Source organism: Microbacterium sp. MPKO10 (assembly GCF_026107415.2).
Taxonomy (GTDB): Bacteria; Actinomycetota; Actinomycetes; order Actinomycetales; family Microbacteriaceae; genus Paramicrobacterium.
In genome coordinates, this window is record NZ_JAPCHX010000006.1 from 423,955 (window position 1) to 436,409 (window position 12,455).

Consider the following 12,455-nt stretch of genomic DNA (forward strand, 5'->3'; position numbering starts at 1 on the left):
GGGAGCAGAAGGGATGCTCGGGGTCACGATGGATCCCTCATCATCGCGGTCCCAGTGCAGCGAAGTCTCATACGCGGGTCATCAGCACTGCTGTGTACGCGTGGCGCTCCTTGTAACAGTCAGGGGTCGCCTCGGTGGGCTCGCCGGCGAAGCTGTCCATGGCGGTGTCCGCCGCGTCGCACCTTGTTGAATCGAATTCGGTCGTGGCAAGGTCAGAGCCACTCACAGGGCCGGAGTCGTCATTGCCCTCGCGGCCCTTGCCGTTGGGGATCGGATCGTTCGTTGTGCCGGAGCTTATACAGCCGCCGAGCCCGACGCACAGCACCGCGGCTATCGCTTCTGCCAGCACGCTGAATGATCTCCATTGCACTCTCATGCAGCCACGATGCGTCCCCAAGTGCTCGCATGCAGCCAGAATTAAAGGATTCGCATCGTGATCGCACGCGCCGTCACCCGCGAATAGAGCCGCCTGGGAGTCGAATGTGTGGGAACCTGAGCGCAGGGAGAATTGCAAGAACTGGTCAGCTACATCTGTGTTCCTCAGAAGCCTCCTGTGTTCCCGCCCGGAATCGGAGGTTTTGTGTACTTCCTTGCATCGCGAATGCCGTGTCGCACTCCCAGCCTGATAATCCAGTAGAGAATGAAGCAGGCCAACACGGCGACCAAGATGTAGAGCAGGAATCCGACCCAGATTGTTGAGGAATGCATCATGCGAAGATGATAGCGGTAGAGTTCACAACCGCTTCTCAACTCGCGAAAAGTCGTACCGGCCTGGATCGCCCGACGTTGTGGACTCAAGGCGCACAGCTGGCGGTCTCACCATCACCTTTCGGCAATAGTACGGGTGTGAAAGGCATTGCAGGTGCGGGAAAGAACTAGGTGTCCTGCCGGGGAGCTTTATTAAGCGACTGATGGGCGGCTTGTTCCCGATTGTGGAGCAGGTCCTGTGCTGATTGTAGTAATAGCGCCAGGGCTCGAAAACGGCTCGACGCTCTATGTCTGAGGCGTAGAAGCGACCGTGGCCTGTCCGTCGACGAGGCTCTCTCCAGCTCATTCACCTCAACTCTATGCGAGCTGAGGTGGTCAGCGGTGCGTAGCCGTTATTGGAGGTAGTCGTGATCGTCATGAATGTTCTATGCGAGCGATTCATGATCAATGATCCACGGCGGCTTCTCAGCGCGGGAGGAAGCTGGCAATTCCGGACCGCTCTCGGCCTCTCCGGACTACCCGCCAACAAAAGTGCCCTGGAAACTGACGTTTACCAGGGCTTTTGTGGATCTGAGGGGACTCGAACCCCTGACCCCCTGCATGCCATGCAGGTGCGCTACCAGCTGCGCCACAGACCCATAAGTGTTGCCGGAGCAACTCCCCTACTGTACTACACACAGGGGCGCGAGCAGAAATCGCTCAGCCCCGTGTCGGGCATCCCCTTTATGGAGCCAGCGCTTCCTGCAGAGGGATCACCGGGCAGTCGCTCCAGAGCCGCTCAAGCGCGTAGTAGTTGCGCTCTTCCGGATGGAACACATGCACGACGAGGTCGCCGAAGTCGATCAAGACCCAGCGACCCTCCGCGCGGCCTTCACGTCGCGCGACACGTGTTCCCCCCTCCGCGAGCACTTCTTCGACAGCATCAGCAATTGCTCCGACATTCCTCTCGCTGCGTCCAGAAACAATCAGGAAAGCATCGGCGAATGGAAGCGGCTGCGAAACATCGAGGGCGACCAGTTCTTCTGCGCCCGCGTCCACGGCAGCCGCGGCTGCACGCCGAACCTGGAGCTGTGAATCCTCAGAAACTGTCACGTTGACTGTGTGCTCTTTCTCGCGATGGTCAGAAGGAACCCGTCATGAGCCCCACGATCACAACGCCGATAACGGCGACACACAGGACGCCAGCGGTGATCGCAAGGATCATAAGCAATTTGGAACTGGATGCTTTCGTGGGTGGAGTGATGACGTCGCGCGTCACCGCGTGTGTGCTGACTGCCTTTGTCGCAGACACTGGCGTGCCTGCCGTTGCCGTCGTGTCTGCGCCGTTGTCCCTGCCCGTGTCGACGTCCGAGCGCTCGGCCCCCGACTGACGATCACGCGCCTTCGACCTCGGAAGATCGACGGAACCGGTCACAAGGGGCCCGTCGCTCCCTGGCACCGGGCTCTGAGTCGGCTTACTCGGAGCTCCAGGCAGAATGAGGACGCTCGATGTCGTGAACACGTCGGATCCGCGAGCTTCGGGCGCGACGAGCGTGTCGAAGGCACGAGCGGCACCGTCGCCGCCTTCCTCACCAGCACGCGCACTGAATGCCGAGGACACATCAGCATTCGACTGAGAAGAACCCTTCTCGGAATCCGGAGGCCGAGGGGCTTCGACAGGCTTCTCGCCGCTGGAAGCGACGCCCTCTGCTTCGCGCGACTCTGGCTTGCCGGTTGCCGGTTTATCGTCGGGTCCTTCCGGCTGAGACGACGTCTTTGCTGTCGCATCGCTGTCAGCGGCCTCAGGCTTCTGCGCCTTCAGCGCTTTGGCCGCCTTCTTCGCCGCTTTCGACTTCTTGGCCGGGGCCGGCTTGGGTGCAGCGGGCTTCCGCTGGCCGGTCGGAGAACCCTGCGCCGTCTCTTCGCTGGGCGGCGGCACGGGTGCGTCGTCTGGTATCGATGGTCGCGCTGGCTGCGGTGCGGGAAGAGGCGGCTCGTCACCATTCTGGAGCCCGGTGGGGGTGACAATTTGCGTCTGTCCGGTTTCGGCGCGCAAAGCTCGAAGCTCGCGGCGGGTCAATGGGCGCCCCTCGGACTCGGCGGAGGGCGATGGCCCCGTGCTCGGCTCGCCTGTCACAGCCTGTGGGGCCGCAGGTGCGTCTTCGGCATTCTGCGATGCCGCACGATCTCCCGTAAGCGGAGTTTCGCGCTTTTCGGCCGGGGTCTCCTCTGCAGGCAGCGTCGACGCGTCGGGCTCGTCGCCCTGCGGCGGCTTCTGTGACTGCAGGACGCTGTCGTGCGCCTGCTGCGCTCGCAGCCTCTCGCGTCGTTGTCGCCGTGAGAGTGGCTGCTCGTCAGAAAACGACGTCATTCACTACTCCGATACAGATGATATTTCGTGATGTATTGCACGACACCATCCGGAACCAGATACCACACGGGATGCCCCCTGCTGACCCGGCTTCGGCAATCCGTCGACGAGATCGCAAGTGCCGGAACTTCCAACAAGCTTACGTGCTCCTCGGGCAATCCAGAAATGTTCAAGGTATGTCCCGGCCGACTCACAGCGACGAAGTGGGCCAGCGAGAACAGCTCAGCATGGTCCTTCCAACTCAGAATTTGCGCGATCGCGTCGGCACCGGTGATGAAGAACAGGTCAGAATCTGGCCGCTGCCGCTTCAGATCGCGGAGAGTGTCGATCGTGTATGTCGGCCCCGTACGTTCAATATCGACGCGACTCACCGTGAACTGCGGGTTGGCCGCAGTGGCGACGACCGTCATCAGGTACCGGTGCTCGCCCTCGCTGACCTGGCTCTTCTGCCACGGCTGACCGGTGGGCACGAAGATCACTTCGTCCAGCCCGTACGAGTGCGCGACTTCGCTCGCGGCTACGAGGTGCCCATGATGAATAGGATCGAACGTGCCGCCCATCACGCCGATGCGGGGTCGCGACACAGCGCCTACGCTCACGATGCTGATCGGTGCTTAGTGCTGCTGCTCGCCAGCATCCGCGGTGTCGTACGTGTGAGATGTCGGTGCCGAGCCGGTCTTGTGGCTGTGGCGGTTCGCGACGTCACGGTAGGTGAAGGTGATGACGCCGAGAAACAGGAACACGACGAGCGCCAGCACACCGAACATGAAGCTCGGCATCGGCAGTTCGTTGACCACATGCTCGGATTCGGCCATCAGGATCGTCGCAAACGACATGTTCTCTCCGTTTCTCGCGGCCTATCACCGCACACACCAGTCTACAGGTCAGGCGCGAACCTGGCCGTCGCCGCGCACGAGCCATTTGGTGCTGGTCAGCTCGGCTAGGCCCATCGGCCCACGCGCATGAAGCTTCTGCGTCGAAATTCCAACTTCGGCGCCGAAGCCGAAGACGCCACCATCGGTGAAACGGGTCGATGCATTGACCATCACGACGGCGGAATCCACTTCAGCGAGAAAGCGTTCTGAGCTGCGGACACTCTTCGTGATGATCGCGTCTGTGTGATGCGTCGAGTAAGTATCAATGTGCTCAATAGCCTCATCAAGCGAGTCGACGATTCGCACTCCGAGAGTCAGCTCGAGGTGCTCTGTGCTCCATTCGTCGGGCGCGGCAGCCTCGATGCGCGCGTCGAGCGCACGTGCCCTCTCGTCTCCGCGCACGGTCACGCCAGCATTGAGCAGCCCGTGCATCACGCTCGGCAGCACCTCGTGCGCAGCGTCCGTGTGAATCAGGAGCGTCTCGGCGGCGTTACAGACACTCGGGCGCTGTGCCTTCGCGTTCACGATGATGGATGCTGCCATGGCAGCATCCGCGTCGGCATCCACGTACACGTGCACGACGCCCGCTCCGGTTTCGATGACCGGGACGGACGACTCCGCCACGACCGTATTGATAAGAGATGCACTCCCCCGCGGAATCAGGACATCCACCCGCCCGCGGGCCTGCATCAGCTCGCGCGCACCGTCTCTTCCAAAGTCGTCGATGGACTGAATCGCGTCGGCAGGCAGCCCGGCATCCATAATTGCACCACGCAGAATTCGCGTGAGTGTCGTGTTGCTCTCGATCGCTGCCGACCCTCCGCGGAGGACAACGGCGTTACCACTGCGGAGAGCAAGGGCCGCAATATCCACTGTGACGTTGGGCCGCGCTTCATAAATCGCTCCGACGACTCCGAACGGCACACGGACTTGTTCAATTTTGACGCCGTTATCGAGGACGCTCCCCCGCAGAACCTCGCCCACCGGATCGGTCAGCGCGCCGATGCTGCGCACGGCATCCGCGAGACCGCTGATGCGTGTCTCGTTGAGCGTGAGCCGATCGAGAAGGCCCGCGGCGAGAGAGTTCTCGCGCCCACGCGCGATGTCACGCGCATTCGCGCTGAGAATCTCATTAGCCGATCGTTCGATCGCCGTGGCGACCGCCTCGAGCGCCGATTCGCGCTCCGATCCGGTTGTCAGCGCGAGTCGGCGAGAGGCGCGACGCGCGGCGTCAAGTCGCTGGCTGACGGTGGAGGCTGAGGCGTTTTCGGTCATGCCCCGATTCTAGCGAGAGGCGCTACTCGACACGTCTTTGTGGCACGAACCAGGTTCCGACATCTGCTCCGTTGAGCGCATCGCGCACCTGGGACGCCGCCGTGACGAGCACACCAGTCCCGTTCTGGGCAGCCAGGAGGGCCGCTGAGACCTTCGTCGAGGCTCCACCCGTTCCCACACCGCCGCGTTTGGCCTCGCCAAACTCAACGTCGACGAGCGCGTCTCCCGCACGAACGGTGCCGATGCGCTCCGCGCCCGGAACGTCGGGCGGCCGAGTGTAGATTGCATCGACGTCGCTGAGCAGCACGAGAGCATCTGCCTGTGTCAGCGTGGCAACAAGGGCGGCAAGCCTGTCGTTGTCGCCGAAACGGATCTCATGGGTGGCCACCGTGTCGTTCTCGTTGACGATCGGCATAATACGCAGCCCCAACAGACGTTCAACAGCTCGCTTGGCGTTGCTGCGCGATGCAGGGTCGTCGAGATCGCTCGCCGTCAGCAGCACCTGACCGGCAACAACACCGTACCGATCCAGGCTGTCCTGATACCGGTAGACGAGGACGTTCTGGCCGACCGCTGCAGCCGCTTGCTGAGTGGCCAGGTCTTCCGGCCTGCTGTCGAGGCCCAGATAGGGCATTCCTGTCGCGATCGCTCCCGATGACACGAGGATTACCTCGACACCGCCCGAATGGGCGTCTGCGAGTGCGTCGACGAGCGGTTCGATCTGACCGCTGTTCACGCCGCTGATGGATGACGATCCGACTTTCACAACGATGCGTCGCGCGGCAGTGATCTCTGCGCGAGCCGTGATCATGATTCGGGCTCGTCCTCCGACCAGAGGCCGGCTTCGCGCTCACTCTCGAGTTCTTCGCGGGCAGCGGCTTTGGCGTCCATCCGCTCGTAGTATGCGTCGCGGCGCTGACCGCGTGTTGGGCGCGCATTGTCGTCGAGCCGTGTGTCCGTTCCTCGAGGTGACGACATCAGCTCAGCCGTTGAGGTAAGCGTTGGCTCCCAGTCGAAGACCACGCCCTGTCCCGGACCGATCACAACTGTTGATCCGGGTACGGCGCCCGCCTTGAAGAGCGCGTCTTCAATACCGATCTTCGCGATGCGGTCGGCGAGGTAACCCACGGCTTCGTCGTTGGTGAAGTCCGTCTGCTGCACCCAACGTTCTGGCTTCGCGCCGAGGATGCGATAGACATTGCCGTACGTGCCGCCTTCCACGAGGATCTCGAACGGCTTGCGGTTCACGGGCTTCGGCGTCATGACGATGCGCGGCGCCTGCTCGTCGAGCTCACGCTGGGCATCGCGATGTTCCTGCACGATCTCCCCCAACGCGAATGTGAGCTGACGGAGTCCCTCATGGCTGACGGCGGAAATCTCGAAGACCCGATATCCCCTGGCCTCGAGGTCGGGGCGAATGAACTCTGCGAGCTCGTGTGCCTCAGGAACGTCGATCTTGTTCAATGCGATCAGCCGAGGGCGCTCGGCCAACGGAATCTGCCCGTCGGGAACAGGATATGCGGCGAGTTCGGCCTCGATCACGTCGAGGTCACTCAGCGGATCGCGGCCGGGCTCAAGGGTGGCGCAGTCAATGACGTGGAGAAGCGCAGCACACCGCTCGACGTGACGGAGGAACTCAAGCCCGAGCCCCTTCCCTGTGCTCGCGCCCTCGATCAGACCAGGGACGTCAGCGACCGTGTAACGGTATTCGCCGGCCTGCACGACACCGAGATTGGGGTGCAGTGTCGTGAATGGATAGTCGGCGATCTTGGGCTTGGCGGCCGAGATCGCGGCGATGAGGCTCGACTTACCTGCAGAGGGGTACCCGACAAATGCCACGTCGGCAATGGTCTTCAGCTCGAGCACGATATCGGCAGCCTGACCCGGTGTGCCGAGAAGCGCGAACCCGGGTGCCTTCCGCTTCGTGGACGCCAGTGCCGCGTTCCCGAGCCCGCCATAACCGCCCTCGGCGATGACGTACTGGGTGCCGGGCTCGGTCAAGTCAATGAGGGTTTTTTCAGCGGCGTCTTTGACGACGGTTCCCACCGGGACGGGCAGAACGAGATCTGCTCCGGCAAAACCGTGTCGCAAGTCGCCCATCCCAAACCCGCCGTTCTCCGACGCGCGGTGGGGCGATCGGTGGTACGGCAGAAGCGTTGTTACCTGCGGATCCGCCTCAATGATGATGTTGCCGCCGTTGCCGCCGTTTCCGCCGTCGGGCCCGGCGAGGGGCTTGAACTTCTCTCGCCGAACGGAGACGCAGCCGTTGCCGCCTTTGCCCGCGCTGACATGCAGTGTCACGCGATCGACGAATGTCGCCACGGTGCCCTCCTTGAGATATGTCCGGCCGCTGTCGTGCCGGAAAGTGCATAAGGGGGCGGGCAAACGCCCGCCCCCTTATGAGAAATCGTTGTCGGCTACGCGTCGACCGTCACGATGTTGACGACCTTGCGGCCGCCCTTCTTGCCGAACTCTACTGAGCCGTTCGACAGAGCGAACAGCGTGTCGTCGCCACCACGGCCGACGTTGACGCCCGGGTGGAAGTGCGTGCCACGCTGACGGACGATGATCTCGCCCGCGTTGACGACCTCGCCACCGAAGCGCTTCACACCGAGGCGCTGGGCGTTCGAGTCACGACCGTTGCGAGTCGAACTCGCACCTTTCTTGTGTGCCATCTCGTATTCTCCTCGATGCCTTACTTGATTCCGGTGACCTTGACGCGTGTGAGCTCCTGACGGTGCCCCTGACGCTTCTTGTAGCCGGTCTTGTTCTTGAATTTCTGGATGGAAATCTTCCGCCCGCGCAGGTCTTCGAGGACCTCAGCCGTCACTGTGACCTTGGCGAGCGACTTCTGGTCGCTCGTGACCGTGTCACCGTCGACGAGCAGCACAGCGGGAAGCTCAACGTTGCCGTTCTTATCGGCCTGGACACGATCCATCGTCACGATGGTGCCGACCTCGACCTTCTCCTGCCGACCACCGGCGCGCACAACTGCGTAAACCACTTGGAGTACCTACTTCTCTGAGGAGCCAATGCTCCGCTTGTCTGTCAAAGGAAAAGTCACTGCTCCAGACATACCCAGCGGGAAAAGAGGTGTGCCTGTCAGAAAACCATGGTGGTGACACAGTGATAAGCCAGTCACCAACGATCAACTTTACTTCATCGACGCGAGATTCGACAAATGAGACGTCCGCGTGTTCCTAGAATGAGCGTATGGCCGTTCTGATCGACCCTCCGCTGTGGCCTGCGCACGGCACCGTGTGGTCTCACGTCGTGAGCGATACCTCAATCGACGAGCTGCAACGTTTCGCAGCATCCGTGAATCTGCCTCCACGCAGCTTCGATCGAGACCACTATGACGTGCCCGCTTCGCGCTACGACGAGATCGTTGCCGCGGGGGCCGTTCGTGTCACAGCGAACGAGCTGACCCGCCGACTGATCGCCAGCGGCCTTCGCGTCCGTGCGCGGGACCGCTGACGTCTCGTCAGGATTCGTCGGTTGCGTTTGGGTCGTCCCCCGCCGAAACAGGTGTTCCCGTCAGCGCCGCTGTCGTGACGCGACGCGAGCGATTGCGCCCCTGGCCGGGTTTCTTCGGTTCGGGAAGCGAGTCGAGGACAGATCCGAGCAGGTCCTCGGCTTCGCGTTTGTCGATCGCGCGTGAGGACCGCTGCGCCGGCTCGATCGGAATGTCGAGAATGGCAACGGACTCGTCCGGGCCGGTCGCCGTGCCGGCATCCGCCTCTTTCGACTCGCTTGCAGCCGGCTCGGAGACGTCATGCTTCTCGGGTGTCTCCGTCTCGGGGTGAATCGTGCTGGCTGCGATCTGCGACAGTGCCTTCTTCGCATCGTCGGTGATCGAGTGCGCCGTTCCCGCGCTCTTCTGAGAGTGCTGGCCACCGCCGTTGCCGTGGTTTCCGCCGCCGTTGCCGCGTCGCTTGCGCCCGCCGTTGTCCGAGCCGGATGAACGATGCTTCGACACGGGCTCGTGATGCACAACGACACCGCGCCCCGCGCAGGCGTCACAGGCCTCACTGAAGGTTTCCAGCAGGCCGAGACCCAACTTCTTCCTGGTCATCTGTACCAGTCCGAGCGAGGTCACCTCTGCCACCTGATGCTTGGTGCGGTCACGGCTCAAGCACTCGACAAGTCGGCGCAGAACGAGGTCACGGTTGGTCTCAAGCACCATGTCGATGAAGTCGACGACGATGATTCCGCCGATGTCGCGCAGTCTGAGCTGTCTGACAATCTCTTCGGCGGCTTCGAGGTTGTTCTTGGTGACGGTCTCTTCGAGGTTGCCGCCCGAACCCACGAACTTGCCGGTGTTCACGTCGACGACAGTCATGGCCTCGGTGCGGTCGATCACGAGAGACCCGCCACTCGGCAGCCACACCTTGCGGTCCAGTGCCTTCTCGATCTGCTCGGTGATGCGGTATTCGTCGAAGACATCCTTGCTGCCCTCGTACGTCTCGACGCGGTCAAGCAGATCGGGCGCGACCTGACTGAGGTACTTCTCGATCGTCTGCTTGGCATCAGAGCCCGAGATGACCATGCTCTGGAAGTCTTCGTTGAAGACATCGCGCACGATCTTGATCAACAGGTCGGGTTCAGAGTGCAGCAGCGCCGGAGCGTGTCCGTTCTCGACCTGCTTCTGGATCGACTCCCATTGCGACGTCAGCCTGTTCACGTCCCGCGTCAGCTGCTCTTCTGTCGCGCCTTCGGCGGCGGTGCGCACAATGACTCCGGCGTTCTCCGGGAGGATCGCCTTGAGGATCTTCTTCAGACGGGCGCGCTCCGTGTCGGGAAGCTTGCGCGAGATCCCGTTCATCGAGCCGTTCGGTACGTACACCAGGTAACGCCCCGGGAGCGACACCTGACTGGTCAGCCGTGCTCCTTTGTGGCCCACGGGGTCTTTCGTCACCTGCACCAGCACCTTGTCGCCGGGCTTCAGCGCGAGTTCGATGCGCCGGGGCTGGTTGCCGGTCTCGACGGAGTCCCAATCGACTTCACCTGAGTACAGCACAGCATTGCGTCCGCGACCGATGTCGACGAACGCAGCCTCCATGCTTGGCAGCACATTCTGCACCTTGCCAAGGTAGACGTTTCCGATCAGCGACGACTCCTGTGAGCGCGCAACGTAGTGCTCTGCGAGAACCTGGTCCTCGAGAACTCCGATCTGAATGCGCCCGCTCTTCGAACGCACAATCATCGTGCGGTCGACCGATTCACGGCGGGCGAGAAACTCGGCTTCGGTGACGACAGAGCGACGCCGACCGGCATCCCGTCCGTCACGGCGACGCTGCTTCTTCGCCTCGAGCCGCGTGGACCCCTTGATCTTCTGCGGTTCGGTGATCGGCTCCGGCTCATTCTGGCCTGATCCGTCGTTGTCACCACCGCGGCGGCGTCGCGAGCGCCGCCTCGAGTTGCCATCGTCATGCGCGCTGTCGTCTTTGTCATTCCGCGACGGGCGCGGAGGCAGCGGTCTGATGTCAGGCGCCTTGAAGATCAGCTGCGTGGTGACTGGCGGGGCGGATACCTCGCTCAAAGTGGATGCTGCTGAGCTGCTCTCCTCAGCCGCGTCTCCCTGGCTGTCGTGATCCGCTGTTGTTGCAGACCCCGTGCTCTGGGCCTCGGCGTCGCCGGGCTGATCCGGTGCGGCCGTCGCGTCAGATCCAGACGCAGCGCGGGAATCGGCGTTTGCCTCGGAGGCAACGGCATTCTCTGCCGTCGTGTCCGTGCCCGCGCTGTCTCTCCCTGCGGCGTTCTCGACAGCCTCCGTCTGCGTGGAGGCGTGTGGTTCTGGCGTTGTCTGGGTTGTGCCGTCGACGGGGTCGACGGGCGGTGTCGTGTTCTCTTTTTCCACCATCTCTGGTGCACTCCTCGACCGGAGGGACAGCCGCGCCATCCATCCGGGAACTCTCATAGGGAAGATGCGCCTCAGCGAACTCCTCCACACTTCTTATCGCTCGCGATCGGCGTGATGCTCTGATCGCAAACCCTCGGTCACTCCGACCGATTTACAACACTGGGCGGTCTGTGCCCAATAAGCCTTTATCTGCCGGGAGGCAAAGCGCGGTTCGCCTGACGACTGTGCCATTATCGCACGTTACCCGGCGATCTGCCGCATGCGCCGTCGACACAGCGGTCTGTGTCATAATCCACACCGTGACCGAAACGCGCACAGATTCTCCCGACACAGCCCGTTCCGTCCCTGTGGCGATCTTTCTCGTCATCGCGGGAGTCATTGGGTGGTACGCCGCTTTCCGGCTGACGCTCGACAAATTTGTCCAGCTCGAGAATCCTGATTCCAAGCTCGGCTGCGACATCAGCGTCATTGTGGGGTGCAGTACAAATCTGTCGTCAGAGCAGGGAGCGGTCTTCGGTTTTCCCAACCCAATCATCGGGCTCGCCTGCTGGGTCGTCCCCATCGTCATCGGCGTCGCGCTCCTCGCCGGTGCGAGGTTCCCGCGCTGGTTCTGGCTGTGTCTCTGGGCGGGATTCCTCTTCGGGTTCTGTCTGGTCGCCTGGTTCGCCTTCCAGAGCATCTACGTCATCAGTTCGCTCTGCCCGTGGTGCATGCTGACGTGGTCGGTGATGATCCCGTCGTTCTTTGCGTTGACCTTCCACGTGATGAGGCTCGGAGCTTTCGGTGACCGCGTGCGTGGCCTCGGAGCGACGCTGGCCGGCTGGACGCCACTGATCACTCTCGTCGTATTCGTGCTCATCGCTGTGCTCGCCCAAGTGCGACTCGACGTGATCGGCTCGCTCCTCTAATGCCCGATGCGCCGCCGCAGCCTCGCGGCCGCCACGGCGCATCGGTTGGTGCAGCGGGTCAGGCGAACCAGAGTGAAAGTTCGCGCGCGGCCGACTCCGGGCTGTCCGACCCATGCACAAGGTTCTGCTGAACCGGAAGTCCCCAGTCGCGGCCGAGATCACCGCGGATGGTCCCTGGCGCCGCCAGCGTTGGGTCTGTCGTTCCCGCCAGCGAGCGAAAGCCCTCGATAACCCGGTCGCCCGCAACACGAAGCGCGACCGTCGGGCCCGACATCATGAATTCGACGAGTGGCTCGTAGAACGGCTTGCCCTCATGCTCCGCATAGTGCTCGGCCAACAGGTCGCGCTCAGCCTGGATCAGCCGGATATCGACAAGCGAGTACCCTTTGGCCTCGATGCGGCGAAGAATCTCACCCGTCAGACTGCGAGCGACCCCGTCCGGCTTGATCAGAACGAGTGTCTCTTGAACGGCCATT

The 12,455-nt window shown here is 62.5% G+C and carries 15 protein-coding genes and 1 tRNA gene; 2 read left to right on the forward strand and 14 right to left on the reverse strand.

Features of this window, described 5'->3' with window-relative positions; translation table 11 throughout:
• Positions 1 to 67: 67 nt before the first annotated feature.
• The 12 genes from OK352_RS15605 to rplU all read right to left on the reverse strand — a co-directional run bounded on the left by OK352_RS15605 (position 68) and on the right by rplU (position 8,212).
• On the reverse strand, positions 68 to 349 hold the full coding sequence (locus tag OK352_RS15605; protein ID WP_265142424.1) for a hypothetical protein: 282 nt from the start codon (positions 347 to 349) through the stop codon (positions 68 to 70).
• Positions 350 to 540: 191 nt separating this feature from the next.
• Positions 541 to 711: a hypothetical protein gene (locus OK352_RS15610; protein WP_265142425.1), complete on the reverse strand. Its 171-nt coding sequence runs from the start codon at positions 709 to 711 to the stop codon at positions 541 to 543.
• Between the two features lie 562 nt (positions 712 to 1,273).
• Positions 1,274 to 1,346 (reverse strand) — tRNA-Ala (locus OK352_RS15615).
• Between the two features lie 85 nt (positions 1,347 to 1,431).
• Positions 1,432 to 1,800 (reverse strand): ribosome silencing factor, encoded by a 369-nt coding sequence (rsfS, locus tag OK352_RS15620; RefSeq protein WP_265142426.1) that lies wholly within the window; start codon positions 1,798 to 1,800, stop codon positions 1,432 to 1,434.
• A gap of 28 nt (positions 1,801 to 1,828) precedes the next feature.
• Positions 1,829 to 3,058, reverse strand: a complete 1,230-nt coding sequence (locus OK352_RS15625) for a hypothetical protein (RefSeq protein ID WP_265142427.1) — start codon at positions 3,056 to 3,058, stop codon at positions 1,829 to 1,831.
• Positions 3,055 to 3,657 (reverse strand): nicotinate-nucleotide adenylyltransferase, encoded by a 603-nt coding sequence (gene nadD, locus OK352_RS15630; protein ID WP_265142428.1) that lies wholly within the window; start codon positions 3,655 to 3,657, stop codon positions 3,055 to 3,057. Before nadD ends, OK352_RS15625 begins: the two co-directional genes overlap by 4 nt.
• A 15-nt stretch (positions 3,658 to 3,672) precedes the next feature.
• Positions 3,673 to 3,894: a hypothetical protein gene (locus tag OK352_RS15635; protein ID WP_265142429.1), complete on the reverse strand. Its 222-nt coding sequence runs from the start codon at positions 3,892 to 3,894 to the stop codon at positions 3,673 to 3,675.
• A gap of 48 nt (positions 3,895 to 3,942) precedes the next feature.
• On the reverse strand, positions 3,943 to 5,208 hold the full coding sequence (locus OK352_RS15640) for a glutamate-5-semialdehyde dehydrogenase (RefSeq protein WP_265142430.1): 1,266 nt from the start codon (positions 5,206 to 5,208) through the stop codon (positions 3,943 to 3,945).
• 22 nt (positions 5,209 to 5,230) lie between these two features.
• Positions 5,231 to 6,019 (reverse strand): glutamate 5-kinase, encoded by a 789-nt coding sequence (proB, locus tag OK352_RS15645; protein ID WP_265142431.1) that lies wholly within the window; start codon positions 6,017 to 6,019, stop codon positions 5,231 to 5,233.
• Complete coding sequence (obgE, locus tag OK352_RS15650) at positions 6,016 to 7,530, reverse strand: GTPase ObgE (protein ID WP_265142432.1); 1,515 nt, start codon at positions 7,528 to 7,530, stop codon at positions 6,016 to 6,018. The genes proB and obgE overlap by 4 nt, the downstream gene beginning before the upstream one ends.
• 95 nt (positions 7,531 to 7,625) lie before the next feature.
• Entirely contained in the window at positions 7,626 to 7,883 is a 258-nt protein-coding gene (gene rpmA, locus OK352_RS15655; RefSeq protein ID WP_265142433.1) for a 50S ribosomal protein L27, read from the reverse strand.
• A 20-nt stretch (positions 7,884 to 7,903) separates the two neighbouring features.
• A complete protein-coding gene (gene rplU / locus OK352_RS15660; RefSeq protein WP_265142434.1) occupies positions 7,904 to 8,212 on the reverse strand; it encodes a 50S ribosomal protein L21 in 309 nt (102 codons plus the stop codon).
• 209 nt (positions 8,213 to 8,421) lie between these two features.
• Between rplU and OK352_RS15665 the strand changes: the two genes are divergently transcribed.
• Entirely contained in the window at positions 8,422 to 8,685 is a 264-nt protein-coding gene (locus OK352_RS15665; protein WP_265142435.1) for a DUF4031 domain-containing protein, read from the forward strand.
• 7 nt (positions 8,686 to 8,692) lie between these two features.
• Here the strand turns inward: OK352_RS15665 and OK352_RS15670 are convergent, their stop codons facing one another.
• Positions 8,693 to 11,071, reverse strand: a complete 2,379-nt coding sequence (locus tag OK352_RS15670; RefSeq protein ID WP_265142436.1) for an Rne/Rng family ribonuclease — start codon at positions 11,069 to 11,071, stop codon at positions 8,693 to 8,695.
• Positions 11,072 to 11,370: 299 nt separating this feature from the next.
• On the opposite strand from OK352_RS15670, the gene OK352_RS15675 reads away from it, so the two are divergent.
• Complete coding sequence (locus OK352_RS15675) at positions 11,371 to 11,979, forward strand: vitamin K epoxide reductase family protein (RefSeq protein WP_265142437.1); 609 nt, start codon at positions 11,371 to 11,373, stop codon at positions 11,977 to 11,979.
• A gap of 58 nt (positions 11,980 to 12,037) precedes the next feature.
• Here the strand turns inward: OK352_RS15675 and ndk are convergent, their stop codons facing one another.
• Positions 12,038 to 12,454, reverse strand: coding sequence for a nucleoside-diphosphate kinase (gene ndk / locus OK352_RS15680; RefSeq protein WP_265142438.1), 417 nt, complete (start codon positions 12,452 to 12,454; stop codon positions 12,038 to 12,040).
• Position 12,455 lies beyond the last annotated feature (1 nt).

Bases quoted from the DNA above. Each gene is read 5' to 3' on its own strand.
- OK352_RS15610 (WP_265142425.1), bottom strand. From the start codon at position 711: ATGATGCATTCCTCAACAATCTGGGTCGGATTCCTGCTCTACATCTTG.
- OK352_RS15625 (WP_265142427.1), bottom strand. From the start codon at position 3,058: ATGACGTCGTTTTCTGACGAGCAGCCACTCTCACGGCGACAACGACGC.
- OK352_RS15635 (WP_265142429.1), bottom strand. From the start codon at position 3,894: ATGTCGTTTGCGACGATCCTGATGGCCGAATCCGAGCATGTGGTCAAC.
- OK352_RS15640 (WP_265142430.1), bottom strand. From the start codon at position 5,208: ATGACCGAAAACGCCTCAGCCTCCACCGTCAGCCAGCGACTTGACGCC.
- proB (WP_265142431.1), bottom strand. From the start codon at position 6,019: ATGATCACGGCTCGCGCAGAGATCACTGCCGCGCGACGCATCGTTGTG.
- rpmA (WP_265142433.1), bottom strand. From the start codon at position 7,883: ATGGCACACAAGAAAGGTGCGAGTTCGACTCGCAACGGTCGTGACTCG.
- OK352_RS15665 (WP_265142435.1), top strand. From the start codon at position 8,422: ATGGCCGTTCTGATCGACCCTCCGCTGTGGCCTGCGCACGGCACCGTG.
- OK352_RS15670 (WP_265142436.1), bottom strand. From the start codon at position 11,071: ATGGTGGAAAAAGAGAACACGACACCGCCCGTCGACCCCGTCGACGGC.
- ndk (WP_265142438.1), bottom strand. From the start codon at position 12,454: ATGGCCGTTCAAGAGACACTCGTTCTGATCAAGCCGGACGGGGTCGCT.